Source organism: Pseudacidovorax sp. 1753, from assembly GCF_040544975.1.
Taxonomy (GTDB): Bacteria; Pseudomonadota; Gammaproteobacteria; order Burkholderiales; family Burkholderiaceae_C; genus Xenophilus.
Genome location: NZ_JBEPKY010000007.1, coordinates 101,549 through 122,972 on the forward strand (window position 1 = coordinate 101,549; position 21,424 = coordinate 122,972).

The 21,424-nt window shown below is 68.3% G+C and carries 30 protein-coding genes; 9 read left to right on the top strand and 21 right to left on the bottom strand.

Annotated elements, in window-relative coordinates:
• The first annotated feature begins 53 nt into the window (after nt 1-53).
• The 6 genes from ABIC63_RS10300 (at nt 54) to ABIC63_RS10325 (ending at nt 6,799) form a co-directional block, all read left to right on the top strand.
• The gene (locus tag ABIC63_RS10300) at nt 54-1,109 is read left to right on the top strand and encodes a branched-chain amino acid ABC transporter permease (RefSeq protein WP_354319661.1); all 1,056 of its coding nucleotides are present in this window, start codon (nt 54-56) and stop codon (nt 1,107-1,109) included.
• Nucleotides 1,106-2,893 carry a branched-chain amino acid ABC transporter ATP-binding protein/permease gene (locus ABIC63_RS10305; RefSeq protein WP_294371437.1) on the top strand — a complete coding sequence of 596 codons (1,788 nt, stop codon included), beginning with the start codon at nt 1,106-1,108 and terminating at the stop codon, nt 2,891-2,893. Before ABIC63_RS10300 ends, ABIC63_RS10305 begins: the two co-directional genes overlap by 4 nt.
• Nucleotides 2,890-3,627 carry an ABC transporter ATP-binding protein gene (locus ABIC63_RS10310; protein ID WP_354319662.1) on the top strand — a complete coding sequence of 246 codons (738 nt, stop codon included), beginning with the start codon at nt 2,890-2,892 and terminating at the stop codon, nt 3,625-3,627. Before ABIC63_RS10305 ends, ABIC63_RS10310 begins: the two co-directional genes overlap by 4 nt.
• A complete protein-coding gene (locus ABIC63_RS10315; RefSeq protein ID WP_354319663.1) occupies nt 3,614-5,221 on the top strand; it encodes an ATP-dependent acyl-CoA ligase in 1,608 nt (535 codons plus the stop codon). The genes ABIC63_RS10310 and ABIC63_RS10315 overlap by 14 nt, the downstream gene beginning before the upstream one ends.
• 2 nt (nt 5,222-5,223) lie before the next feature.
• Nucleotides 5,224-5,991, top strand: coding sequence for an SDR family NAD(P)-dependent oxidoreductase (locus ABIC63_RS10320; RefSeq protein WP_354319664.1), 768 nt, complete (start codon nt 5,224-5,226; stop codon nt 5,989-5,991).
• Between the two features lie 232 nt (nt 5,992-6,223).
• Nucleotides 6,224-6,799 (top strand): MarR family winged helix-turn-helix transcriptional regulator, encoded by a 576-nt coding sequence (locus ABIC63_RS10325; RefSeq protein ID WP_354319665.1) that lies wholly within the window; start codon nt 6,224-6,226, stop codon nt 6,797-6,799.
• 202 nt (nt 6,800-7,001) lie between these two features.
• On the opposite strand, the gene ABIC63_RS10330 is transcribed toward ABIC63_RS10325, so the two are convergent.
• Complete coding sequence (locus tag ABIC63_RS10330; RefSeq protein ID WP_354319666.1) at nt 7,002-8,090, bottom strand: tyrosine-type recombinase/integrase; 1,089 nt, start codon at nt 8,088-8,090, stop codon at nt 7,002-7,004.
• On the bottom strand, nt 8,087-8,374 hold the full coding sequence (locus ABIC63_RS10335; RefSeq protein ID WP_304305836.1) for a hypothetical protein: 288 nt from the start codon (nt 8,372-8,374) through the stop codon (nt 8,087-8,089). Before ABIC63_RS10335 ends, ABIC63_RS10330 begins: the two co-directional genes overlap by 4 nt.
• A gap of 11 nt (nt 8,375-8,385) precedes the next feature.
• Here ABIC63_RS10335 and ABIC63_RS10340 point away from each other — a divergent pair, with 11 nt between their 5' ends.
• Nucleotides 8,386-8,628: a hypothetical protein gene (locus ABIC63_RS10340; RefSeq protein ID WP_304305835.1), complete on the top strand. Its 243-nt coding sequence runs from the start codon at nt 8,386-8,388 to the stop codon at nt 8,626-8,628.
• A 5-nt stretch (nt 8,629-8,633) separates the two neighbouring features.
• Here the strand turns inward: ABIC63_RS10340 and ABIC63_RS10345 are convergent, their stop codons facing one another.
• The 18 genes from ABIC63_RS10345 to ABIC63_RS10430 all read right to left on the bottom strand — a co-directional run bounded on the left by ABIC63_RS10345 (nt 8,634) and on the right by ABIC63_RS10430 (nt 20,159).
• Complete coding sequence (locus ABIC63_RS10345; protein WP_304305834.1) at nt 8,634-9,227, bottom strand: J domain-containing protein; 594 nt, start codon at nt 9,225-9,227, stop codon at nt 8,634-8,636.
• Nucleotides 9,224-9,529 (bottom strand): DUF4326 domain-containing protein, encoded by a 306-nt coding sequence (locus ABIC63_RS10350; protein ID WP_354319667.1) that lies wholly within the window; start codon nt 9,527-9,529, stop codon nt 9,224-9,226. The genes ABIC63_RS10345 and ABIC63_RS10350 overlap by 4 nt, the downstream gene beginning before the upstream one ends.
• A complete protein-coding gene (locus ABIC63_RS10355) occupies nt 9,526-9,831 on the bottom strand; it encodes a hypothetical protein (protein ID WP_354319668.1) in 306 nt (101 codons plus the stop codon). The genes ABIC63_RS10350 and ABIC63_RS10355 overlap by 4 nt, the downstream gene beginning before the upstream one ends.
• Entirely contained in the window at nt 9,828-10,067 is a 240-nt protein-coding gene (locus tag ABIC63_RS10360; protein WP_354319669.1) for a hypothetical protein, read from the bottom strand. Before ABIC63_RS10360 ends, ABIC63_RS10355 begins: the two co-directional genes overlap by 4 nt.
• On the bottom strand, nt 10,064-11,035 hold the full coding sequence (locus ABIC63_RS10365) for a phage Gp37/Gp68 family protein (protein ID WP_354319670.1): 972 nt from the start codon (nt 11,033-11,035) through the stop codon (nt 10,064-10,066). The genes ABIC63_RS10360 and ABIC63_RS10365 overlap by 4 nt, the downstream gene beginning before the upstream one ends.
• Complete coding sequence (locus tag ABIC63_RS10370; protein WP_354319671.1) at nt 11,028-11,618, bottom strand: hypothetical protein; 591 nt, start codon at nt 11,616-11,618, stop codon at nt 11,028-11,030. The genes ABIC63_RS10365 and ABIC63_RS10370 overlap by 8 nt, the downstream gene beginning before the upstream one ends.
• 20 nt (nt 11,619-11,638) lie before the next feature.
• Entirely contained in the window at nt 11,639-12,283 is a 645-nt protein-coding gene (locus ABIC63_RS10375) for a hypothetical protein (RefSeq protein ID WP_354319672.1), read from the bottom strand.
• A 166-nt stretch (nt 12,284-12,449) separates the two neighbouring features.
• Nucleotides 12,450-13,274, bottom strand: a complete 825-nt coding sequence (locus ABIC63_RS10380) for a DUF2303 family protein (RefSeq protein ID WP_354319673.1) — start codon at nt 13,272-13,274, stop codon at nt 12,450-12,452.
• 48 nt (nt 13,275-13,322) lie between these two features.
• The gene (locus ABIC63_RS10385) at nt 13,323-13,694 is read right to left on the bottom strand and encodes a YfdP family phage-associated protein (protein WP_354319674.1); all 372 of its coding nucleotides are present in this window, start codon (nt 13,692-13,694) and stop codon (nt 13,323-13,325) included.
• Between the two features lie 55 nt (nt 13,695-13,749).
• Complete coding sequence (locus tag ABIC63_RS10390; RefSeq protein ID WP_354319675.1) at nt 13,750-14,241, bottom strand: hypothetical protein; 492 nt, start codon at nt 14,239-14,241, stop codon at nt 13,750-13,752.
• Nucleotides 14,242-14,293: 52 nt separating this feature from the next.
• Nucleotides 14,294-14,605: a KTSC domain-containing protein gene (locus ABIC63_RS10395; RefSeq protein ID WP_354319676.1), complete on the bottom strand. Its 312-nt coding sequence runs from the start codon at nt 14,603-14,605 to the stop codon at nt 14,294-14,296.
• Nucleotides 14,606-14,632: 27 nt separating this feature from the next.
• Nucleotides 14,633-16,480 (bottom strand): lambda-exonuclease family protein, encoded by a 1,848-nt coding sequence (locus tag ABIC63_RS10400; RefSeq protein ID WP_354319677.1) that lies wholly within the window; start codon nt 16,478-16,480, stop codon nt 14,633-14,635.
• 8 nt (nt 16,481-16,488) lie between these two features.
• Entirely contained in the window at nt 16,489-17,625 is a 1,137-nt protein-coding gene (locus tag ABIC63_RS10405; RefSeq protein WP_354319678.1) for a RecT family recombinase, read from the bottom strand.
• On the bottom strand, nt 17,622-17,840 hold the full coding sequence (locus ABIC63_RS10410) for a hypothetical protein (RefSeq protein WP_354319679.1): 219 nt from the start codon (nt 17,838-17,840) through the stop codon (nt 17,622-17,624). The genes ABIC63_RS10405 and ABIC63_RS10410 overlap by 4 nt, the downstream gene beginning before the upstream one ends.
• A gap of 32 nt (nt 17,841-17,872) precedes the next feature.
• Nucleotides 17,873-18,001 (bottom strand): hypothetical protein, encoded by a 129-nt coding sequence (locus ABIC63_RS10415; protein WP_354319680.1) that lies wholly within the window; start codon nt 17,999-18,001, stop codon nt 17,873-17,875.
• Nucleotides 17,998-18,351 (bottom strand): hypothetical protein, encoded by a 354-nt coding sequence (locus ABIC63_RS10420; RefSeq protein ID WP_354319681.1) that lies wholly within the window; start codon nt 18,349-18,351, stop codon nt 17,998-18,000. The genes ABIC63_RS10415 and ABIC63_RS10420 overlap by 4 nt, the downstream gene beginning before the upstream one ends.
• Nucleotides 18,352-19,134: 783 nt before the next feature.
• The gene (locus tag ABIC63_RS10425) at nt 19,135-19,410 is read right to left on the bottom strand and encodes a hypothetical protein (RefSeq protein WP_354319682.1); all 276 of its coding nucleotides are present in this window, start codon (nt 19,408-19,410) and stop codon (nt 19,135-19,137) included.
• 20 nt (nt 19,411-19,430) lie between these two features.
• Nucleotides 19,431-20,159, bottom strand: a complete 729-nt coding sequence (locus ABIC63_RS10430) for a S24 family peptidase (RefSeq protein WP_354319683.1) — start codon at nt 20,157-20,159, stop codon at nt 19,431-19,433.
• A 71-nt stretch (nt 20,160-20,230) separates the two neighbouring features.
• Between ABIC63_RS10430 and ABIC63_RS10435 the strand changes: the two genes are divergently transcribed.
• On the top strand, nt 20,231-20,545 hold the full coding sequence (locus ABIC63_RS10435; RefSeq protein WP_354319684.1) for a YdaS family helix-turn-helix protein: 315 nt from the start codon (nt 20,231-20,233) through the stop codon (nt 20,543-20,545).
• Nucleotides 20,546-20,788: 243 nt separating this feature from the next.
• On the opposite strand, the gene ABIC63_RS10440 is transcribed toward ABIC63_RS10435, so the two are convergent.
• Nucleotides 20,789-21,052, bottom strand: coding sequence for a hypothetical protein (locus ABIC63_RS10440; RefSeq protein ID WP_354319685.1), 264 nt, complete (start codon nt 21,050-21,052; stop codon nt 20,789-20,791).
• A gap of 172 nt (nt 21,053-21,224) precedes the next feature.
• Between ABIC63_RS10440 and ABIC63_RS10445 the strand changes: the two genes are divergently transcribed.
• Complete coding sequence (locus ABIC63_RS10445) at nt 21,225-21,410, top strand: hypothetical protein (RefSeq protein ID WP_354319686.1); 186 nt, start codon at nt 21,225-21,227, stop codon at nt 21,408-21,410.
• The last annotated feature ends 14 nt before the right edge of the window (nt 21,411-21,424 follow it).

The following is a 21,424-nucleotide window of genomic DNA, read 5'->3' on the forward strand; positions in this document are numbered from 1 at the left end:
GGACGCATCCGACACATGGGAAAGAACGCAATGACGCAAAGGACCGCCCGACCATGACCTGGGACGTCGCCCTCATCCTGGGCATCGACGGTTTGGCCAACGGTGCCATCTATCTGCTGGCCGGCATCGGACTGGTGCTGATCTTCTCGGTCACGCGGGTGGTGTTCGTGCCTTTCGGCGACATCGCGGCTTTTTCCGCGCTGACGCTGGCCGCCTTCGAGACCGGCAAGCTGCCGCCCACCATCGGCATGGTGATCTTCCTGGCCGCGCTGGCGCTGCTCACCGAGGTGGGCAGCCTGCTGCGCAAGGGCGAGTCGCGGCACATTCCGAAGGCACTGCTTTTGTGGGGCGTGCTGCCGCTGGTGCCCTGCGCCATCGCCTGGGCCGCCGCGCGCGCCGGCGTGCCGGTCGCGCTGCAGATCGTGGCCTCGGTGCTGTTGGTGGTGCCGGTCGCACCGCTGCTGGCGCGGGTGGTCTTCCAGCCCATCGCCGATGCCTCGGGGCTGGTGCTGCTGATCGTCTCGCTGGCGCTGCATTTCCTGCTGTCGGGCCTGGGCCTGCTGTTCTTCGGGCCCGAGGGCTCGCGCACCAGCGCCTTGACCTCAGCCACGTTCACGCTCGGCGACGGCTTCACCGTCAGTGGCCAGGTGGTGCTGATGGTGAGTGCGGCCATCGTGCTCAGCGGCCTGTTCTTCCTGGTGTTCGAGCGCACCGTGACCGGCAAGGCGCTGCGGGCCACCGCGGTCAACCGCACGGGTGCGCGGCTGGTGGGCATCCGGCCCGCGCGCACCGCGCTGCTGGCCTATGGCTGCGCCTCGCTGCTGGCGGGGCTGATCGGCGTGCTGATCGCGCCCGTCACTACGATGTACTACGACTCGGGCTTCATCATCGGCCTGAAGGCCTTCGTGGCCGCCATCATTGGCGGGCTGGTGAGCTACCCGGTGACGGCCATCGGCGCGCTGGCCGTCGGCATCATCGAAAGCTTTGCCTCCTTCTGGAGCGGGGCGCTCAAGGACGTGATCGTGTTCAGCCTGCTGATCCCGGTGCTGATGGCGCGCTCGTACATGGCGCGCCACCACGAGGAAGAAGCCGAGGAGATCGACCAATGAAGCGCGGCACTTCCGCATTCGTCATCGCGGCGGTGGTCGTCGTGCTGGCCCTGCTGCCGGCGGTGGCCGGCAGCTTCACCGTCTCGTTGCTCAACGACATCGGCATCGGCGCGCTGGTGGCGCTGGGGCTGGTGCTGCTGACCGGCGTGGGCGGTGCCACGTCGTTCGGACAGGCAGCCTTCGTGGGCATTGCGGCCTACTCGACGGCCTGGCTCACCACGGCGCAGGGCCTGTCGCCCTGGCTGGGGCTGCCCTTCGCGCTGCTGCTGACGGGCCTTTCGGCCTTGGCCATCGGCGCGCTCACGCTGCGGCTGGGCGGGCACTTCCTGCCGCTGTCCACCATCGCGTGGGGGCTGTCGATCGCGCTGCTCTTCGGCAACGTGGACGGACTGGGACGGCATACGGGCCTGTCCAACATTCCGCCGCTTCGCATCGGCAACTGGGCGCTGTCGGACCCGCGCTCCATCTACTACCTGATCTGGGCCATCGTGGGCCTGGCCTGCCTGTTCAGCCACAACCTGCTCAATTCGCGACCCGGCCGCGCCATCCGCGGGCTGCGCGGCGGCGCCACGCTGCTGGCGAGCGTGGGAGCCGATGCCTACCGCGTCAAGCTCACGCTCTTCGTCACGGCCGCGCTGTTCGCGGGGCTGGCGGGCTGGCTCTATGCGCACATGAACCGCTTCGTCAGCCCTTCGCCCTTCGACGTGCGGGCCAGCATCGAGTACCTGCTGATGGCCCTGGCCGGCGGCCTGGGCAGCCTGGCGGGCGCGCTGGTGGGCGCGGGCCTGGTGCTGGTGCTCAAGAACGTGCTGCAGGACGTGCTGCCGCTGGTCACCCAATGGGCCGGCCAGCTGGAAGCCGTGACCTTCGCGGCCCTGTTCATCGCGCTGCTGCACTTCGCGCGCGGCGGCGTGATGGGCTATGTGCGCCGCTGGCGCCTTCGCCGCGGTGCACGCGCGCCCGTCGCCGTGCCCGAACTGGCCGCACCGGTGCCGCCCCTGGCGCAGCGCGCCATGCCGGCGCGCGGCACGCCGCTGCTGTCGGTGCAGGGCGCCGTGAAGCGCTTCGGCGGGCTGGTGGCGGTCAACGACGTGAGCTTCGACGTGCAGGCCGGCGAGATCGTGGGCCTGATCGGGCCCAACGGCGCGGGCAAGTCGACGATGTTCAACCTGCTCACGCGCACGGCGCAGATGACCTCGGGCCGGGTGCAGTTCCTGGGCCAGGACATCAGCACGATGCAGCAGCGCGACGTGGCCCGGCTGGGCCTGGCGCGCACCTTCCAGCACGTCAAGCTGCGTCCGCACATGAGCCTGCTGGACAACGTGGCCCTGGGCGCCCATGCCCGCGCGGGTGCCGGCGTGCTGCGCGCCGGCCTGCGGCTGGACCGGCAGGAAGAGCGCCAGATCCTGCAGGAGGCCCAGCGCCAGCTGGACCGCATCGGCCTGGGCGATCGCGCCCATGAGATGGCCGGCGCGCTGCCCCTGGGAACCCAGCGCATCCTGGAGATCGCCCGCGCCCTGGCGGCCGACCCCGTGCTGCTGGTGCTGGACGAGCCCGCCGCGGGCCTGCGCCGCAAGGAGAAGATGGCCCTGGGCGACCTGCTGCGCAAGCTGCGTGACGAGGGCGTGACCATCCTGATCGTGGAACATGACATGGACTTCGTGATGAAGCTGGTGGACCGCCTGGTGGTCATGAACTTCGGCTCCAAGCTGGTCGAGGGCGTGCCCGCCGCGGTGCGCGCCGACGAGCGGGTGCAGGCGGCCTACCTGGGGAGCACGGTATGAGCGATACGCCCATGCTGGAGATCGCCGACCTGCACGTGGGCTACGGCCAGGTCGAGGCGGTGCGCGGTGTCTCGCTGGCCTTGCAGCCGGGGCAGATCATCTCGGTCATCGGGCCCAACGGCGCGGGCAAGACCACGCTGCTGGCGGCGGCCATGGGCCTGCTGCCTTCGCGCGGCACGATCCGCTTCGAGGGCGAGGACCTGGCCGGGCTCGACGTCGAATCGCGTGTCGAGCGCGGCCTGTGCCTGGTGCCCGAGAAGCGCGAACTCTTCGGCGAACTCACCGTGCTGGACAACCTGCGCCTGGGTGCCTATTCGCGCCGCCTGCGCTCGGACGCGCTGCGACAGCGGCTCGACGGCGTGTATGCGCGCTTTCCGCGCCTGGCCGAGCGTCGGGGGCAACGTGCCGACACGCTCTCGGGCGGCGAGCGGCAGATGCTGGCCGTGGGCCGCGCGCTGATGTCCGCGCCGCGCCTCCTGATGCTCGACGAGCCCAGCCTGGGGCTGGCGCCGCTCATCGTGCAGGAGATCCTGTCCATCGTGCGGCAGCTGCGCGAGGACGGCGTCTCGATCCTGCTGGTGGAACAGAACGCCCGCGCCGCGCTGGAAAGCTCGGACTTCGGCTACGTGCTGGAGACGGGCGAGGTGGCGCTGTCGGGCGACTCGGCGGCGCTCGCCGACGACGAGCGCGTGCGTGCGACCTACCTGGGCGGCGGCACCCATGACGACGACTGAGGCCGACGCCCTGCTGCCGGTGGCGCAGCGCACGCTGCCGCAGATGCTGCGGCGGCAGGCCGAGCGCTTCGGCGACGCGCCGGGGGTGCGCATCGGCGGCCAGCGCTGGGGGCATGGCGAGGTGCCGCACCGCGCCGCGGCCCGGGCGGGCGCGCTGCAGGCTGCCGGCATCGAACGCGGCGACCGTGTGGCCATCCTCGCGGGCAACCGGCCGGAGTTCCTGGAGGCCTTCCTCGGCTGTGGCTGGGCCGGCGCGGTGGCGGTGCCGGTCAACACGGCGTCCATGGGGCCGCAGATCGAATACTTCCTGGCCAACAGCCAGGCGAAGCTGCTGGTCATCGAGGCCCAGTACCTGCCGCGGCTGGCCACGGCCGACCTGGCGCGCACGTCGCTGCAGCGCATGTGGGTGCTGGAAGGCGAGGACGGCACGCCTGGCGTCGATCTGCCGGGCGTCGTCGTTGAAGCCTGGCCAGCGGCCGGCGAGGCGGTCGCGGCGGCCGAGGTCGGCCCCGCCGATACGCTGGCCATCCTCTACACCTCCGGCACCACCGGTCCATCGAAAGGCGTGCTCTGCCCGCATGCCCAGTACTACTGGTGGGGCGCCAACAGCCTGCGCGTGCTGGGCGTGCGCGCCGACGATGTGCTGTGCACCACGCTGCCGCTGTTCCATATCAATGCCCTCAACACCTTTGCCCAGGCCTGTTTGTCGGGCGCCGAGGTGGTGTTCGAAGGCCGCTTCTCGGCCTCGGGCTTCTGGCCTTCGATGCGGTCCTGCGGCGCCACGGTGGTCTACCTGCTGGGCGCCATGGTGCCGATCCTGCTTGCGCAGCCCGAAGGCGCCGCCGAACGCGAGCATCGCGTGCGCATCGGACTGGGCCCGGGCGTGCCAGGCGCCGCGGGCCAGGCCTTCGCGGCCCGCACCGGCGTGCGCCTGCTCGAAGGCTATGGCTCCACCGAGACCAACTTCGTCATCGCCACCGCGCCCGATTCGCCGCGCGGTGGCGTGATGGGCTGGGTGCTGCCCGGCTTCGAGGCCCGCGTGGCCGACGAGCACGATGCCGAGTTGCCCGACGGCCAGGCCGGCGAGCTGCTGCTGCGCGCGCATGAGCCGCATGCCTTCGCGAGCGGCTACTTCAACATGCCCGACAAGACCGTCGAGGCCTGGCGCAACCTCTGGTTCCACACCGGGGACCGCGTGGTGCGCGAGCCCGATGGCGCCCTGCGCTTCGTGGACCGCATCAAGGACGCGATCCGCCGCCGGGGCGAGAACATCTCTTCCTTCGAGGTCGAGCAGGTGCTGCAGAGCCATCCGGCCGTTGCGACCGTGGCGGTGTACCCCGTGCGCTCCGAACTGGCCGAGGACGAGGTGATGGCCGCGCTGATCCTGCGCGAAGGCCAGGCCCCGGCACCGCAGGAACTGGCCGACTGGTGCGAGGCGCGCCTGCCGTACTTCGCGGTGCCGCGCTGGTTCGACATCGTCGACGACCTGCCGCGCACCGAGAACGGCAAGGTGCAGAAGTACAAGCTGCGCGAGCGTGGCGTCACGCCCACCGCATGGGAGCGGCCGCCGCAGGCGCGCGCCCGCCGGGCCTGAGCATGCCGGCGCCACCTTCCGCCCCCGTGCTGGCCGGCCGCGTGGCCCTGGTCACCGGCGCGGCGCAGGGGCTGGGCCTGGCCATGGCCCATGCGCTGGGACAGGCCGGTGCGCGCGTGCTGATGGCCGACGCGCAGGCGGCGGTGCACGACGCTGCCGCACCACTGCGGGCCGAAGGGCTGGAGGTGCGGGCCGTGGTGGCCGACGTCGCGGCGGAGGCCGGCTGGCAGCAGATGCTGCAGGCCGGCTGCGACGCGTGGGGCTTCGTCGACGTGCTCGTCAACAACGCGGCGCGCACCGTCTCCACTCCGCTGTGGGACATCGCGGTGGAGGAATGGGACGCCCTCATGGCCGTCAACCTGCGCGGCTGCTTCCTGGGTTGCCGTGCCTTGGGTGCGCACATGCGCTTGCGGGGGCAGGGCGGTCGGATCATCAACCTGGCGTCGCTCGCCGGTCAGCAGGCGAGCGCGGCCACGGGCCTCCATTACGCCGCCTCCAAGGCCGGCATCCTGGCGCTCACGCGCGGCTTGGCCACGGAACTGGCGGCCGACCGGATCACCGTCAATGCCTTGGCCCCGGCGGCCATCCGCAGTCCGGCGCTGGAGGCCCTGGCGCCCGACCGGCAGGAAGGACTGTTGAGCGCCATTCCCCTGGGCCGTTTCGGCGAGCCCGAGGAGGTCGCCGCGGCGGCGGTCTTTCTGGCATCGGACGCGGGGGCCTTCATCACGGGCGCGACGCTGGACATCAATGGCGGGCGGCTGATGCGTTGATGGCCCATTGCGCGACACACGGTCTTCCTTCACCGGACACCCATCGGCGTGCAGCCGGCGAACGGCTCGCGTGGGCGAGGTGATGGGCACGCCCGGCGCCGACAGCCGAAGGCAGGCCTGCCGGCTATGCTCGGCGGCAGGGATCCGGCATGCGCTGGCCGGCGGGTGGGGGCGTGATGGGGCGCCCCGGCCCCACGAGCGTGACTGAAGACACAACAACAGGACAACCCGAATGGCCACCCATTCCAAGCATTTCCGCCTCGTCGAGTCGCTGGGCGACGAACACATCGGCCTGGAGGCCCGTGCCCAGGTCGACGACCACCTGGACACCAAGATCTGGCTGCGCCTCTTGGCCTGCAGCACACAGATCGAGCAGCAGATCCGCCAGCAGTTGCGCACCCGTTTCGGCACCACGCTGCCGCGCTTCGACTACCTGGCCCAGCTCGACCGCTATCCGGAGGGGCTGCGCATGAATGTGCTGTCGCGCTACCTGATGGTGACCGGCGGCAATGTGACGGGCCTGACCGATCAGTTGGTGAAAGAGGGTCTGGTCGAGCGCATCGACGACCCCGAAGACCGCCGGTCCTGGCGCGTGTGCCTGACCGACAAGGGCCGCACCGAATTCGCCGCCATGGCGGCCGAGCACGAGAAATGGCTGATCGCGATGTTCCAGGGCCTGCCCGCGGGCAGCAAGGAAGCCCTGTACGAGCACCTGGGCCGCCTGCGGGTTCACCTGGTGCAAAAGCCCGCCGAGCCGGAAGGCGGCGCGGGGGCCGAGAAGCGCGCGGCGCGCAAGCCGCGCAAATGAAAACGCCCGCAGTGGCCGAAGTCACTGCGGGCATTCGCATGGATTGGTCGGAACGGCGGGATTCGAACTCGCGACCCTCTGCTCCCAAAGCAGCCTGTCAAACCTGGAAAATCAACGACTTAGGTCGTTTCTGTCTAACTTCTGGAGGCCCGCTTTTCGGCCGACTTCCGAGGGAAGCAGAAAGCGAAGTTAGACAGCTTCGCTACCTCGTCGCGCCTACCTGCCGGGCCTTCTTCTGGCGCACGTAGTCGGCGGTCTGCGACTCGGTGGAGTGGCCGCCCATGCGCTGGGCCTTGCGGATGCCCTCCACCTCTTCGACGTCCGTCAGCGCCTTCGCGCGCAGGTCGTGGAAGTGTGCGTTCTTCACGCCGGCCCGCTCCCGGGCCCGCGTCCAGGCTGTCGATGCGCCGTCGTAGGTGTAGCGCTGGCCGTTGAGCTTGCTGAACACCCAGATCGAGCTGACCGGCTTCACCTTGCCGGGCTCGCCGTCCTTGCCTGGCAGGGCGGGCGGGTTCTTCAGCCGTTCCACCAGCGCTTTCAGGCGCGGCGTCCACTTGATCGTGATGCGCACGCCGGTGCTGTCCTCGGTCTTGCTGGGCTCGAAGTGGATCCCGTCCTGGCGGATGTCCGACCACGACAGGGAAAGCAGGTCGCCGATGCGCTGGCCTGTCAGGTAGGCCATGTCCATCAGGCAGCAGATGGTGAAGCCGGAGCGCGTGCGCAGGCCGTCCTTGCCTCGCATGGCCGCGGCCTTGATGCGGCGCACCTCGGAGTCGGTCAGGTAGCGCGTGCGGGCCTTGGTGGCCATCGTGGGTACCGAGTCGACGGGATTGGAGCCGGGCGGTCGCATGTCCTTCGACTCGGCGTAACGCAGGCGCTCCCGCAGCGCCGTGCGGTAGGCGTTGTAGCTGCGCGGCATGCTGCGGAACTGGGCCAGGAACTCGGCCACCACCTTGGGCGTGATCTGGGCCGCCTTGAACTCGGCGAAGGCCTCGGAGATCACGCGGTTGTGCGTGCGGTCGTTGGCCTGGGTCTTCGGCTTGTGCCGGCTGCCGATCTCCTTCATCCAGTCCTCGCACACCTTGGGCATGCGATCGTCGCCGGAGAGCTCGGCTGCGCCCAGCTTGGCCAGGGCCGCGTACATGGCCGGCAGGCCGTCCTTGACGGCGGACAGGCGGATCCAGCGCCGCTTGGCGCCGTCGGCCCTGACGCGGTAGAAGGCGCCGTGCTTCTCGAACACCCCGGCCGGCAATGCGGCGCGCTTCTTCCTGGGGGTGGGCTGGGGCTTCATCGGGTGACAGGACGTAGGCGGGGCTCGGATTGGCCGATGGATTCTCTGGCGCAGGTGCCGCCAGCGCACACGGCCAGGTAGTGGGCGCGCTCGAGGATCACCTCGCCGGTGACCCGCGAGCGCCGCGCCCGCCAGAATCCCTGGCGCAGCAGTTCCTCGTGCTGCTCGTGGGGTCGGCGGTAGCCGCCGCTCACCTCGACCAGCTCGGCAGGAGAGAGGACCAGTTCGAAGCGGGCTTCGTTCGCAGGCTGCTTCGTGGTGTCCACGGCGGAATGGCGGTTCATACTCGCACTCCATGGCCAAACCGACCCGCACCGCTGGAGAACTGCACCGCCTCGTGCTCGAACGGGTCGAGCGGCTTCCCGGCCTTGAAGGGCTTGAGACCGACATCCATCGTGGCGCGGTGGTGGGCACTGGCGGCCATGGCGACGAGGCGCCGAACTGGACGATCCGCACGGCTGTGCCGCCCAGCGGCTGGCGGCTGGACGTGGCGCGCGTCATCCGCGAGGTGCAGATGCGATACGACCTGGACGAGTAGAGCGGTCATTCCGGCAGGTCCTTCAGCGCTTCGTCCCGGGCCGCGTTCAGTTGCGCCATCTTGCTGGCGTCGCCGCCACGGTCAGGATGGTGGAGCCCAGCCAGGCGGCGATAGGCTTCCTGCAACTGCGCGCGGGTCGCCACCTCGGCGCCGAAGACCTCGCGCCAGGCGGCGGGCGCCGGCGCGGGCAAGGCGGCGAAGCCGGTGAATGCGGCCTCCAGCATGTCACCCGTCCCCCATCGAGCGATGCCGCGCAGCGCTTCGATCGTCTTCGCGATCGCCTGCATGTTGTGTTCGACTTTCTCCCATCGGTCGCAGGCGAAGACGACCTGCCGCTTCTTGTAGAGGAAGTACACCGCGACGCCAGGGTCGGCAGGGGCGCGCTGATTGGCCAGCGGCAGGCCATCGCGGCGCAGTGCGATGTTCGTGCTCAGGACGATGGCCGGGTCTGGCCAGCGGCCTGCGAGGCGGCCGATCTCGGCAACGATGTTGTCGCGGGCTCGGGTAAACGTCACCTCGAACTTGGCGCGTTCGCGGTCCCAGCGGTTGGTGCGCTTCCGGCTGGCTGGCCAGTGGAGGGGGTAGGCTTCGGTGGTCATTGAGGGGCCTCCGCTGGCGCGTTGGCCAGCTCCAGCAGCACGTCGGCATGGCAGGATGCCCCGGGCTTGCACCAGCATGCGAGGTTCTTGCCGCGCAGTGGCGTCAAGTCGAGCAGCGGCGCGGTTTCACAGGCGAAGCGAAGCACGGGATCGGTGCGCCCGGAATTCTCGGCCGTCCATGGGTTGCCCCAGCGGGTAGAGCGGTCGACCTTCACCTTGTTCTCGGGCATCCGCCAACCCTTGGCGCGGCTGAGCTGGATGCGCACGGGCTTCTCGGTGGGCGTGGTGGTCTTGACCTTCATGACCCTGCCTCCTCGCGCAGTCGCTGCACCTCCTGAGCCAGCGCATCGCGCTCGGCCAGAAGGGCCATGGCCGCGCGCTGCAGGGGCGTCTGCACCACGGCGCGCTCCACCACGTAGCCGGCGAACCGCTCGGGGTAGTCGCGCTGGTGTTCGGCCAGCCAGGCGCGAGCTTCCCGCTCAGGGTCCAGGCTGTTATTGCGGTTGAACCACATGACGATGCCGTCGCCCTTGATGACACGCCACTCCTCACGGCCCGCGCACAGGTCGCGCACCTTGCCGTCTTCGACCGTCGGGATACTCATGACGCCACCTCGCTCTGTGGGCTTGGAATTGAGCACCGAGCAATGTCGCGGAGTTCAGCGCCGGAGAACGTGAAGGGGCGAAGCCGCTGCTCCAGCAACTTCCGGTTGTGTTCGTTGATGGACTCCACCATGCGAGCGCCTATGGCCTTCGCCTCTATGCGCAAGATCGCGCTCAGTGCGATGGAGAACTCCCGATCCACGTTCAGCTTGCGGCGGCGTTGGCGCTGCGTGGTCATGACGGCACCCCATCCCAGGTGAGGCCGTCCAGCAGGCGGCCGGCGGCCTTCTTGCCTACCTTGACCATTGCATAGGCATTCCGCAGACCCGTGGAGCTCGGCTTCGCAGTCTTGCCGTCGACGTCCAGCCAGATAGCTGCGTTGCGGCTCATGTCGCTGTCGAAGTGACCATTGGCCTCTGACGCGATTTGCCACTCGCCCCACTGCTTGAAGAGGAATGGCACGCCCGCCTGGGCGCACTGGTCGCGCAGACAGCGGGCCCAGTCCGGATGCATGGGCCTCGCGCTGTGGCCGCTCTCGCCGCCGACGATCACCCAATCCAAGGCCTCCAGCACGTTGGTGCCGTCAGCCGGATTGCCTCGGTTGGCGAAAAGGCCCTCGAAGCTCACCGGCCCCAGCAGCGGCTCCATCGATAGGAACCGCTTCGTGGCGGGCACGGCCAGCAACTTCGAGATATCGCGGTCGGCCTCGGGCTGGTTGCAGATGGTGGCGCCCAGCCAGACGTTCTTCGGCGGGTTGCCGGTGCGCCACTGGTGGGCGAGCAGGTCGCCTGCATGACTTCCTGGGCGCGGCAGGTCGGCAATCTCATCGACCAGCCGGATCACATTCCCGACGCGCTTGGTCAGCAATAGCCAGTCAAGATTCGGGGTTTCGGCGATCAACTTGAACAGGTCGCGGCGCCAAGCTGGGTCCACCTCGTTGTCAAAGACGTCGGCGAGGGAGGCGCAGAACACACGGAAGCGCAGGCCCTCAGCCTTGGCCTGGGCATCCCACTTGATCGGCTTCGCCCAGTTGGCCGGCGTGGTGCGCACGCGGGGCGCGCCCGGGCCCCACTTGCCGACCTTCGCACCGGCGCGCTTGCTCCAGCCCTCCGCATAGCAGAGGTCGCAGCCGTCGCTGACCTTCGTGCAGCCAGTCCAGGGGTTGAACGTGTGGTCCGTCCACTCGATCTTGCTGTTCTCAGCCATGGAAGAGCTCCTCGGTGCGTGCTGCGCGCGCGGGCTTCGCCGCCAGCTTGCGCTCGATGGAAAGGATGGTGCGGTCCGGTGCGCCGGCCAATCGCTCACGCCAGCCGTCCTCAAAGACTGGCTTGAAGTCGGCTGCCAGAAGCGCGTGGGTCCTGGGGCGCAGCTTCTGGAGAAGTTCGGGGTTCGTCACGAAGAGACGGAACATCTCGGCGAACCATTCGCCGTCGTCCGGGCAGTAGGAGGTCAGGGGCTGCTCGTTGCCGCTGCGCTTGCGAATGCCGATGCTGTAGTCGCCGCGGTACCGATCGCGCCTGGTGCTGCGCGTCATGTCCACATGGTGGCCCAGCTCGTGCGCAATCACGCCATAGGGGGTCCGGTCGACCGAGTGGCCCGGGAAGGACCACTGCATGCCGGCGAACCCGATGGAGGCGCACTTGTCGACGCAGATGCGGATCTCGATGGGGCGGTAGTAGGCGCAGGCGTCGAAGGCCCAGATGCGCCGTTCGACTGTGACGACGGGCGGCACGAGCAGGCCATTCGGTGCGCAGAACTGGCGCATCAGCTCGATGCCGCGGTCCAGCATCGATTGCTTCGTCTCCCAGCTCATGCCGCACTGCCTACCTTGCTGGAGCCGCTGGTGCGGGCACGGTCTGCTGCGATGCCGATGCGCGCGTAACGCAGGAAGGTGGCGCGGTCCTGCGGTGCCAAGTGGCGGCCATGGGCGGCGCGGCTGTACGCCTTCAGCAGCGTCACGTCGTCCGGCACTGCGAAAGCAGAAACAGGTGCTGGGGCCTGCTCCACGGCGGCCGGTGCGGACTGTGCAGCGTCAGCGACGGTCAGCTTGCCTTCCAACACGCCGATGAGGTTGCCGAATTTCTCGGCCGTGATGTCTTGGTAGACGCCCGTTTGCTCGTAGCCGCTGGCGGCATCCAGCCGGTAGTGGAAGTGCGCCACGCCTTCGGATGGCGGCCCCTTTGGCTCGACCGTGGGCTGGCGCCCTTCCATCAACTCGCCCATGACGATGCCGCGCATGCCGGCGTCGTCGCGAAGGAACTCCACGATGTCGTCGGCAGACACATGTTTGAGCCACCAGCCGGGCGAGCCTTCGGGCTGTGCAGCCAGTGCGTCAGCGAAGGCCGCCAGCTGCTCGTGGGTGAACGACCAGCCGCGCACCGCACGCATGGGCGGAGGGCTGTAGAGGGTCGCGCCGCACTGCTTGGCAAGCGCTTCGAGTTGTTCGGGCGTCATGGGAGGCTTTCCAGGATGTCGAGGGCCCAGCGCAGGGCTGCGGCCTCAGCGCGGTCGTATGAGCCGTGACCGCTGTTAGCGGCGATGCGCGTTTCGAGGTGCTTGAGCCGGCGGCGCAAGGCGGCCAGCCGCCGCGCGCGCACGTGCTCGGCTGGCCGCGTCTGCATCAGGCCGGCGCCCCGACGAGGATGTCCAGGCCGGTGCCCTCGGCGATCTTGGCGCGCAGGTCCTTCACCGCAGCCTCGATGACCTTGTGCGGGCGCACCAGCTCGTACCAGATCGCCAGCTTGCCGCCGTCGTTGATGCGGTAGCGCAGCTTGGCTTCGACGCGCCACGGTTCACCGTTCTCGAAAACGGGGATGGCCAGGACGAACACCTCGGGCACCTTCAGCTGGCCCTTGTGCGCCGAGCCCTGGATGTCCTCCTCGTAGTTGAACTGCACGCTGCCGTCGGACAGGCGGATGCTCGAAGCGAACTCCACTTTCTTTTTGGCTTCGAGCGAACGCGACACCTCCAGCATCACCGCGCCTTCGGGCTCGATGATGTCCAGCATGTTGGCCTCGATGAACGCGGCGAAGTCGGTTTGACTGCAGGCCTTTCCGGAGGAGCCCAGCCAGATCTGCCACTCGGGCGACAGCGGCGCGTTGTAGCTCGCGCGGTGGTCACGCCAGCCGGGCTCGGCGGAGGTGTCGTTGAAGACGGCCAGGAAGGTGGGCGGGTTGACCGTGGAGTAGAGGCGCGTGGCCTCGCCCTTCTGGTCGTTGACCACGGCGATGAAGCTGGCGGCGTCGTTCAGCTTCGTGGTGCCGGCCTTGCGGATGGGCTGCAGCAGGAAGTCGGTGCACTCCTGCAGCTCGTAGCCTTCGGGCACGATGGCATAGGGCGCTTGGCCCTTGAGCGATGCGAGGTCGACGGTCTTGATGCCGACCGAGGCGGCGCCGGCCGCAAGGGCGGCGGGCACGTCGCTGTGGATGATGGTCTTGTCGGACATGGGGTGTGGTGAGGGAGTGGTGGGGATGGATGCGCGGCGGGGCCGCGATCAGGAGACGGCGCGCACGGGCCGCGTTTCGTCGGCCACGGTGCGCACGCCGTCCAGCGTGCGCTGGCGGGGGTCCTCGCGTTGGAGGTTGTTGTCGGGCGTGGCGAACATCAGCGTCTTGCCGCGCACGGGCTTCGGCTTCTTCACCTTCACGTCGCTGTCCAGCTCGACCTGGCCGGCCTTGCCGACCGGCTTGATCTTGATGGTCAGGGTGATCTCGCCGGTCTTGCCGGTCTCGGTGCAGGCGTGCACCAGCTCGTTCAGCTCGTGCGTGGCTTCATCCGAGATGGCGCCGTAATCGAGCGCCTCCAGGAACTCGGAGAAGCTCTGCCGGCGCGCGGCCGGCGTGGGGGACTTCAGGGCTTCGGGCATCGTTGCCTTTCAGGGGTGGGGGGAAGGGGCGCGCCCGGCAGCCAGGCGCGAGCGATCAGGCCGCGGACTCTTGGAAGGCGCGGACGGCGTAGATCGAGGAGGAGAGGCCCGTGACCGCCGCTTGCCACGAGAGATTGCCGGTGGGGCCGGCGTTGCGGACCGCGGTGATCACCGGCTGCTTGTGCAGTTCCTTCTCGGCCGCGGTCAGCAGTTCCAAGGCCTTCTCCAGCGACGCCAGCGACGGCCGGGGCGCTGCGGCGCTGGTGTCATGCTGCGCGTCCTGCGCCTGCGCCTGCGCCTGCGCCTGCGCCTGCGCTTCCGCTGCCGCAGCGACAGCCGGGGGCACGCGGCGGGACTCGCAGGCCGCGCAGCAGCAGCCCACGTTGAGGAAGAAGTCGGCGAGTGGATCGGCGCCCGCGTCTTCGCGGTCGGCGCCATTGCGCTTCAGGCCCTGCGTTTCGGCGGTGCTGCGTGGCGCAGTGGCTGCGGCGAGGAGGCTGACGGCCAGCAGCGAGGCTAGGCCGGAAGGGGTGCGGCGGTTTTCCATGGGATGAGGTCCTTTCGTGTGGACTGGTTGCGGGATGGGATGAGTGGAGGGCTCAGGCGCTGGCGTCGGCCGGCTGGTCTTCGTCACCGCTGGGCGCGGCGAACTTGTCGAAGGGCAGCGGCTTGATGTGCTCGCCGAAGAACTTGCCCTTCGACTCGGCGGCCATGAAGTCCGCGTGGGTCTTGGCCTCGACGTTGGGGTAGTGGTAGATGTGGCCCGGCCCGCGCGTGAAGGTCAGGGCCAGGGTCTTGGTGCTGGCGTCGTAGCCGATGCTGGCCACCTGGTTGGAGTCGACCTTTGTGGCGGGGATGGGGACGTAGGGCTTGTCGCTGACGGGCGCGGGGGCGGTGAAGGGGCGGGGCATGGTGGGCTCCAGGTGGTGGGAAAGGAATCAGGCGGCCAAGCGCTGCTGGTGCGCAGCCTTGGCCTGCATGGCGCGGACGGCCACGGCGTCACAGATGGCCGGGAACTGCGCTTCGTGGTAGACCGGCAGGCCGCGATCGAGCGTCGCGGGCTGGATGCCCATGGACTCCAGCTGCACGCGCGTGACGGCGAAGCCCAGGCGCTCGGCGATCGCGCCGATGCGCAGGCTCGGGACGCCGGCGGGCTGGACTTCGTTCGCGGCGGGCGCAGTGGCCACGGGTGCGAGCAGCGGGGCCGGCACCAGTGCAGCCGCAGGAGCGGGAGTGGGAGCAGGCGCAGGAGCGACGACGGGTTGCTGCAACTTGCGCTCGGCCTCGATGGCTGCCTGCGTGCGTCGGGCGCGCTCTTCCTCCTCAGCGCGGATGCGGACCCGCTCGGCCTCCAGTTGGCGCACGCGCTCGGCTTCGGCCGCAGCATTGAGGCGGTCCTGCTCGGCGCGCGCATCGGCTTCGGCCTTTGCGCGTTCCTCTGCGGCGATGCGGACGCGCATTTGCTCCTGTGCCGCCCATTGTTCTGCCTCATGCTGGGCGATGCGCGACGAGATCACGGCGCGCAGGTCGTCCATTTGCTTCTGCACCAGCGCCTTCACGTCCGGGAACAGACCCGCGAACTTCTGGTGCTCGGCCAGGAGCTTCAGATTCGCGTCGATGCGGTCGGCGGCCTCGTTCGCGGTGATCTTGTACTGGGCCAGGACGGTCGACACGGCGTCTTCCATGCTGTCCAGGTTGCGCTTGCCCTTCACCGCACCCGCGAAGTCTGAGGGGAGCGCGGGCAGGTAGTCGCCGCCCAGGCGCTTCACCAGCGCTGCAGCGTGATCGCGCTGCGCGGCGATGGCCCTGCTGACGATGGCGTCGCGTCGGGCCTCCTTCTCGGACTTGACCAGCTTTTCCAGCGCGAGGCCCTTCGCGTCAAAGGCGGTGGCGATCTCGCGCACTGTACTGATGGCGGTGTTGATGTCGCCCATCTGGCCCAGCGCCTGCTCGATGGCGAGCTTGAGCTTGGAGGCCGATTCGCGGCAGAACTTGGCATCAGCGTCCGCATCTGCGAAGTCCTGGTCGGTCGTCAGCTCAGTGTTGATCGAGGCGATATAGGCCAGCGCGGCGGGCTTGTACTGCTCCAGGTTGCAGGACACGAGGCGCCCTTCGACGCGCATGTCCAGCACCACGGGCAGACTGGCGACGATCTTGGCCACGGGCGCCGGCGCTGCGGCGGGCGTGGGCACGTAGGCGGCCACGTCCTTCTCCAACTGATCCCAGCCGGCAATGATGTGGGTGCGTAGCGAGAAGTTGGGCTTGTAGAAGCAGTGGCGCTCTTCGATCAGCGTGCCGTCGTCAGCCCACTTGGAAGCCATGAACAGCACGCGCTCGATGGAGGGACAGACCATGCACTGGTGTTCCATCTGCACCTGGTAGGGCATGGGCAGGTCCGCGCCGGTGCAGCCTTCGACCATGGCCGCGCGCAGCGTGTCGTTGAGGGCCTTGTGCTCGAAGGCTTGGTCTTCCATGAGCGTCAGGCCGTCGTAGCTGGCCGAGTAGGGCCCGTCATCGGCCACGCCTACGAGCGGCGACAGCTCCTCGCCCAGGATCTGCTCGGCCAGCGGGCGGGCCAGCGCCTCGGCGCGGTGGCCCATGTCGAAGCGGCGCTGCTGGGAGGCGTCGACCTCGGCGGTCAGACCGGTAGCGCGCTCACGCACCAGCTCGGCCCGGGTCTTGTAGGGGCTGACGCCCATCATGGCCGGCGCGTCGCTGGCGTTGAAGTGCTTGGCGCGATGGGCATGCCACTCGGGCGAGCCCTGCAGGAGGGAGACGATTTGCATGGCGGACCTCAGAACGGGGGGAGTTCGTTGCGGCGCAGCTCGATGAGGTTGGCCAGCTCGGCGCGGTGCTGTGCATCGGCCACGGCGCCCAGGTGCTCGTCCAGGGCATTCAGGTCTTCCTGCGTCTCTGCGCCGTTGATGAGTGCAGCGACCTCGGCGTAGGTCTTCGTGGGCGCGGCCGGGGCAGGTGCCGACGTTGCCTGAGCAAGTGGTGCGTGCGTGTCCTTCGGCTGCACGTCCGTAGCGGCAGTTGTGGGATCGGGTTGCACCGCCTTCAGCCTGGCGATCTGCTCGGCCGTGTACGGCTCGCCGCGCTGGGCGGCGAAGTGGATGAAGTCCTCCGCGATCTTTCGCCCGGAGCGGATCACCTTGGACCACTGCTCGAAGTTGGCGTCGAACTTGGCTTGGTCGTAGCTGGGGGCCGCGGGCGGGGGCGGCGGCTCGACCACATCGGCCGGGCCCATGAACTTCTCGGCGGGCTCGGCAAGCTCGTCGGGCGTGTAGACGCCGAGGATCACGTCCGGCGCGTAAAGCCGCGACCAGCGCTTCTGCGCCAGATAGGCCAGCTGCTGCTTGGGGTCCTCAGTCCACAACGTGGAGTTGCGGGTGCGGGCCTGGGTCAGCAGCAGTTCCAGCTTGCGCGGCTCGTTCTCGCCCTTGATCGTGGCCCACACGCGCACGCCCAGGCCATGCTCGTCGGCCTGCTGCCATGCCGGCACGATGTACTTCTTGGGGTAGCCGTTGTCGTCCTTCTTCGTCTTGGACTCGACCTCTTTGAAGCGGCCGACGATCTTCTCCCAGGGGCCGAACCACTCGAAGTGGAAGCGGTCCTTGACGACGCCGCTGTTGTTGATGACGGCGGCCACGAGCTGGGCTTCGTAGCCGAGCGTGCCGTTCACCAGGTGCGTCTTCTGCGCCACCGCGAACGGGTTCATCGCCCACTGCATGGCCTGCAGGGTGATCGCGAAGCAGTCGCCCGTGTTGCCGCGCAGATGCTGGGGCACGGTGGTCTTGCCGCTGGCCATCAGATCGGCCACGCGCTCGATGCGGGCCATGGCTGGCTCGTTCAGCAGCAGCGCCCCGGCGGAGGCGCCGCTGAATGCGGCCAGTTCGGTGCTGGGCGTGCGCTCGGCGACGGCGTTCATTGCACGATCCCCTTGAGCAGAGCCAGCACCTCGGGCATGTACATGCCGACGCCGAAGGCGAAGATCACGATGACGGCCACGACGCAGATGACGTCCAGCGCGGTCGGGAAGGCGGGGGCGATGTCGTCGGCCTGGCCCAGCGGGCGCAGGTCCAGCGGATCGTGATAGGCGGTGTCCTGGGCGTCGGCCGGCGGACGGGCAATGCGGATGCTCACGGCAGATCCTTTCGGGTGAATCAGGGAAGGGGTCAGCGCGCCGGCAGGGCCGGCGGTGGTAGGGGTGGCGCTTCGTCGCTGCCGACCGTGGCGCCCAGCACCAGGGCGGCCACCAGCACGAACAGCGCGGCGTCGATGACGGCCAGCTGCAGGCGAGTCACTGTTCGTGGGGCAGGTTGGCGAACAGGCCGGCAAACGACATCACCGGGTCCAGGCCTGCGGCGAGCAGTCGGCGGCGGTTCAGCGCCATCAGCTCGGCGCGGCGCCAGTCGATGGCCACGATCAGCCGCGTGAGGTCGTCCGTGATGCGCGAGCGCACTTCCAGGCGCTGGATCTCGTCAGCCAGCTCGGTGGCGCGCGCCTCTTCCTCGGCCGTCAGCGGCAGGGCTGGCGGCTCATCATTGGCGGCGGTGAGGGGGTAGGGCACTCGCGTGGGCTGGCCGCTCATCGCGGCGAGCACCGGCGCGAATGCCGGATGAACTTGGGCGTGCTGCCCGGGGACGGGTTCCATGCGCTCTCCTTGCTGGCCGGGATGGCCGGTGAGAGAATTACAAGTGAACTTGTAGATAAAGTCAACAAGAGAATTTGTAGATAAACAGGCTCGCTTGTAGACTCACTGTGCGCCGCGCGGGCGGACGCAAAAAAGCCCGCGCGCGGCGGGCATAGGGCTTAAAGATGGATCTGTCAGATGCGGAGCGTGCGTTCCTTCACTCCCTTCCCCCGGAGGACCTGCTCGTGGGAAATGGAAGTGACAGCCGGCCCGTGTGGGTAGGCGTTGACGCCGCGCAGCGGCGCGTGTTCAAGATTTTCGCGAGCGGTCGGTGTCAGGGCTTCGTGTCCGAGGCCGGAGCTTCGCTGCTGGTGTTCAACGGCCTAAGCGGCCCCTCGGAGTGGACGTTCAGACGTGCACGGCAAGTCGCAGGCGGTGATGGCTCGGATCTGTTGAAGGACGACGAGCGGATTGCGGTTTACGGGCTGCAGGAGCCTGATCAAGATTCGGAGCGCGACACATAACGCACCCCAAAGCTGACCTGTTCGTCGGCGGCTGGCCGCACGATCTCCATGATCTCCCCAGGTGGAGCAGATTTGCCGCGCATTGACAAGTGTCGCCGGAGACTGTCGGGCGCGGCGCGCACACGTCGGTCTGCAGCACGGGAGATCAGGTAGTCTCCGCAGTGGTCACACGCATAGTGCCAGCGGTTGCCGTAGTCTTTAGGGGCGCGTCGGGCCGCTTCGTCGCAGAGCGCGCAGGTGGCTACTTCTGTTGTCACCGTTGTTCCCGCCCGGCCCCAGTTCAGTCGCACCGAAACTGGATCTCTGCAGACGCATAGCGCCCAGCGAGGGTGGCGTCATCGCCGCGCGAGGCCACAGGCTTAAGCGACTTTCCTTGCTTTGCGCAGTACTCGTTCGCTTCCTTATACAGCTCGGCCTTGATCACGCCAGACGACCAAGCCATCGTGTCCATATTTGACGCCATGTAGAGCCCATCCCCGATAGGCACGATGCCGGTCTTGGTGGCGCAGCCTGCGACGGCCAGGGCCGCTGTTGCAAGGATCATCAAGGTTCGCATGTTCTTCTCCGTTCTACCGTTCAAACTGGGCGCCAGGCGCTCGGCGGGACGATGGGTCCTACAGCCTGGATGCTCTCCATGTCGGCCTTCTCAACCGTGAACCGCTGGGCTTGGTTTACGGACATCACCTCGAAGCTGCTGGGCCGTTCGAACAGCAACTCCTTCAGCATCTTGCGGCCGTCGCGGAGCTTGATGAGCACGTATTCGCCTTCGGTCGGGCGACGGTTCGGCTCGATCACGACATACCAGCCGTCGCGCACTGCAGGAAACATGCTCATGCCGCGGCACCTCAGGCCGTAGGCGTTCGGGTCTGCGGTGGCTATCTCGATGTGGCCGTCGCCAGCGCCAGGGATGTCGCTGATCTCCTCGTAGAACCCGTCATCGCCCATCTTGGCCGTGCCCACGATGGGGATCCGCCTCACCTGCATTAGAGGGGCGTCGATCTCGGTCAGGTCGTCAGGCTCAGGGGCGGCGCTTGGCGCGACCTCCACGGCGTCAGGCGAGCCGTCGCCGGTTGCCAGCCAAATTGAGCTCACCGATAGCGCCGCAGCAAGGGCGGCTACGTGTTTGCTGCCTGTAGCTGCCTTGGTGACATCGACCAAGTGTTGGATCGCCTGTGGCTTGACCCCGACCTCGCGCGCCAGCGCGCTCTGGTTCGTCTTGCCAGCGTTGTCCATCGCCCACCGCAGGCGCCCAGCCAACGAGAACCAGTCAGGAGAGCCATTGGGCAGGTACAGGGTTAACGCCATTGCCCGATGCTACAAACTAGTTTGTTGGAAGGGTTGCAAATCAGTTTGTAGTCATGTACAAACTGGCTTGTATGCAGCACCTCCAACACCCCTCGCGTTCGGCGATTGACCGCGCCGTCAAGGCGCTCGGCAGCCAAACCGCACTGGCTCATGCCTGCGGCAAGGCGCAGGGCCACGTCTCGCACTGGATCAAGGTCGGACGCATCCCTGCGGAGTACTGCCCGGCGGTGGAGCGTGCGACCCACGCCCACGGCGAGATGGTTGTCTGCGAAGACCTGTGCCAGGACGAGCCCTGGCGCCGCATCCCCGACAAGGCCTGGCCCAACCCCAAGGGCCGCCCGGTCCTGGACTACGCCATGCGTGAGCGGGCGAAGGAGGCCGCGTGATGCGCAGCACCCAGAAGCATGGCCCGCGCACCCCCGGCTTGAAGAAGGCAAGGGCACGTCAGGCAAAGCTGAAGCGGGAGCGTGCGAACTCCACTGGCTGGTTCCTGGAGGCAATGCGCAACGTCAGCGCGAGCGGTGTCGCAAACGCTGGGCTCCTGAAGCTGCAGAACACGCACCAGTTGCAGGCAGACCTCAATGCACGCCGCTCCGCCGTCCTCGCGGCACTGTGGGGCGGCGCCGGGGCTAGCCCTGCCGCTCGTCGTCCTCGTCCATCTGGATCACCTCTGTCCAGGTGTGCACAGCTGCTTGCGCGGCTTGGAAAAACGCTTCGGGCTTGGAGGAGTAAATGGCTCTGATCGTCGTGTCCTCGGCCATCTCCGCGAAGTCTTTCAGCAACTTCGCCCGGTCTGGCACCTGGGCGATCAATGCCATCACGAGCAGGTTCATGACCGCAGCTTGGCCGCTCGCGTCGTTGACCGCCTTGGCCAGGTCCTTTGGATCGTTCATGGGCGTCCCCGCAAAGGGGTCCAGGTTGGGGAACCCGGATTCTCCCCTCGGCGGTGGACGCCCACCCCCTACTCAAGACCCCACCCCTGCAGCCGCGCCGCCCAGGCGCCCCCATCCACGTGCGCCTGCCGGCGCGGCTGCTGCCGTCCCACTGCCCGACCTCCCATTCCTCATGCACCACCAGATCAAGCCCCTGACCTCATTGACCGCGGCCGAGGCCGCTGACCTCGGCGCCCTGGCGGCAGAACGCGGGGAGCGCGTCGAAGACGCGAACCCATTCGCCCAGGGGACGTTGCTCCACATCGCGTTCATCCAGGGCTTCGATCACCGGGCCGAAGAGCTCGACGTCGTCGCCTGAATCGTCTTCCCCAC

Bases quoted from the DNA above. Each gene is read 5' to 3' on its own strand.
- ABIC63_RS10300 (WP_354319661.1), top strand. From the start codon at position 54: ATGACCTGGGACGTCGCCCTCATCCTGGGCATCGACGGTTTGGCCAAC.
- ABIC63_RS10305 (WP_294371437.1), top strand. From the start codon at position 1,106: ATGAAGCGCGGCACTTCCGCATTCGTCATCGCGGCGGTGGTCGTCGTG.
- ABIC63_RS10310 (WP_354319662.1), top strand. From the start codon at position 2,890: ATGAGCGATACGCCCATGCTGGAGATCGCCGACCTGCACGTGGGCTAC.
- ABIC63_RS10315 (WP_354319663.1), top strand. From the start codon at position 3,614: ATGACGACGACTGAGGCCGACGCCCTGCTGCCGGTGGCGCAGCGCACG.
- ABIC63_RS10320 (WP_354319664.1), top strand. From the start codon at position 5,224: ATGCCGGCGCCACCTTCCGCCCCCGTGCTGGCCGGCCGCGTGGCCCTG.
- ABIC63_RS10325 (WP_354319665.1), top strand. From the start codon at position 6,224: ATGGCCACCCATTCCAAGCATTTCCGCCTCGTCGAGTCGCTGGGCGAC.
- ABIC63_RS10330 (WP_354319666.1), bottom strand. From the start codon at position 8,090: ATGAAGCCCCAGCCCACCCCCAGGAAGAAGCGCGCCGCATTGCCGGCC.
- ABIC63_RS10335 (WP_304305836.1), bottom strand. From the start codon at position 8,374: ATGAACCGCCATTCCGCCGTGGACACCACGAAGCAGCCTGCGAACGAA.
- ABIC63_RS10340 (WP_304305835.1), top strand. From the start codon at position 8,386: ATGGCCAAACCGACCCGCACCGCTGGAGAACTGCACCGCCTCGTGCTC.
- ABIC63_RS10345 (WP_304305834.1), bottom strand. From the start codon at position 9,227: ATGACCACCGAAGCCTACCCCCTCCACTGGCCAGCCAGCCGGAAGCGC.
- ABIC63_RS10350 (WP_354319667.1), bottom strand. From the start codon at position 9,529: ATGAAGGTCAAGACCACCACGCCCACCGAGAAGCCCGTGCGCATCCAG.
- ABIC63_RS10355 (WP_354319668.1), bottom strand. From the start codon at position 9,831: ATGAGTATCCCGACGGTCGAAGACGGCAAGGTGCGCGACCTGTGCGCG.
- ABIC63_RS10360 (WP_354319669.1), bottom strand. From the start codon at position 10,067: ATGACCACGCAGCGCCAACGCCGCCGCAAGCTGAACGTGGATCGGGAG.
- ABIC63_RS10365 (WP_354319670.1), bottom strand. From the start codon at position 11,035: ATGGCTGAGAACAGCAAGATCGAGTGGACGGACCACACGTTCAACCCC.
- ABIC63_RS10370 (WP_354319671.1), bottom strand. From the start codon at position 11,618: ATGCTGGACCGCGGCATCGAGCTGATGCGCCAGTTCTGCGCACCGAAT.
- ABIC63_RS10375 (WP_354319672.1), bottom strand. From the start codon at position 12,283: ATGACGCCCGAACAACTCGAAGCGCTTGCCAAGCAGTGCGGCGCGACC.
- ABIC63_RS10380 (WP_354319673.1), bottom strand. From the start codon at position 13,274: ATGTCCGACAAGACCATCATCCACAGCGACGTGCCCGCCGCCCTTGCG.
- ABIC63_RS10385 (WP_354319674.1), bottom strand. From the start codon at position 13,694: ATGCCCGAAGCCCTGAAGTCCCCCACGCCGGCCGCGCGCCGGCAGAGC.
- ABIC63_RS10390 (WP_354319675.1), bottom strand. From the start codon at position 14,241: ATGGAAAACCGCCGCACCCCTTCCGGCCTAGCCTCGCTGCTGGCCGTC.
- ABIC63_RS10395 (WP_354319676.1), bottom strand. From the start codon at position 14,605: ATGCCCCGCCCCTTCACCGCCCCCGCGCCCGTCAGCGACAAGCCCTAC.
- ABIC63_RS10400 (WP_354319677.1), bottom strand. From the start codon at position 16,480: ATGCAAATCGTCTCCCTCCTGCAGGGCTCGCCCGAGTGGCATGCCCAT.
- ABIC63_RS10405 (WP_354319678.1), bottom strand. From the start codon at position 17,625: ATGAACGCCGTCGCCGAGCGCACGCCCAGCACCGAACTGGCCGCATTC.
- ABIC63_RS10420 (WP_354319681.1), bottom strand. From the start codon at position 18,351: ATGGAACCCGTCCCCGGGCAGCACGCCCAAGTTCATCCGGCATTCGCG.
- ABIC63_RS10425 (WP_354319682.1), bottom strand. From the start codon at position 19,410: ATGCGAACCTTGATGATCCTTGCAACAGCGGCCCTGGCCGTCGCAGGC.
- ABIC63_RS10430 (WP_354319683.1), bottom strand. From the start codon at position 20,159: ATGGCGTTAACCCTGTACCTGCCCAATGGCTCTCCTGACTGGTTCTCG.
- ABIC63_RS10435 (WP_354319684.1), top strand. From the start codon at position 20,231: ATGCAGCACCTCCAACACCCCTCGCGTTCGGCGATTGACCGCGCCGTC.
- ABIC63_RS10440 (WP_354319685.1), bottom strand. From the start codon at position 21,052: ATGAACGATCCAAAGGACCTGGCCAAGGCGGTCAACGACGCGAGCGGC.
- ABIC63_RS10445 (WP_354319686.1), top strand. From the start codon at position 21,225: ATGCACCACCAGATCAAGCCCCTGACCTCATTGACCGCGGCCGAGGCC.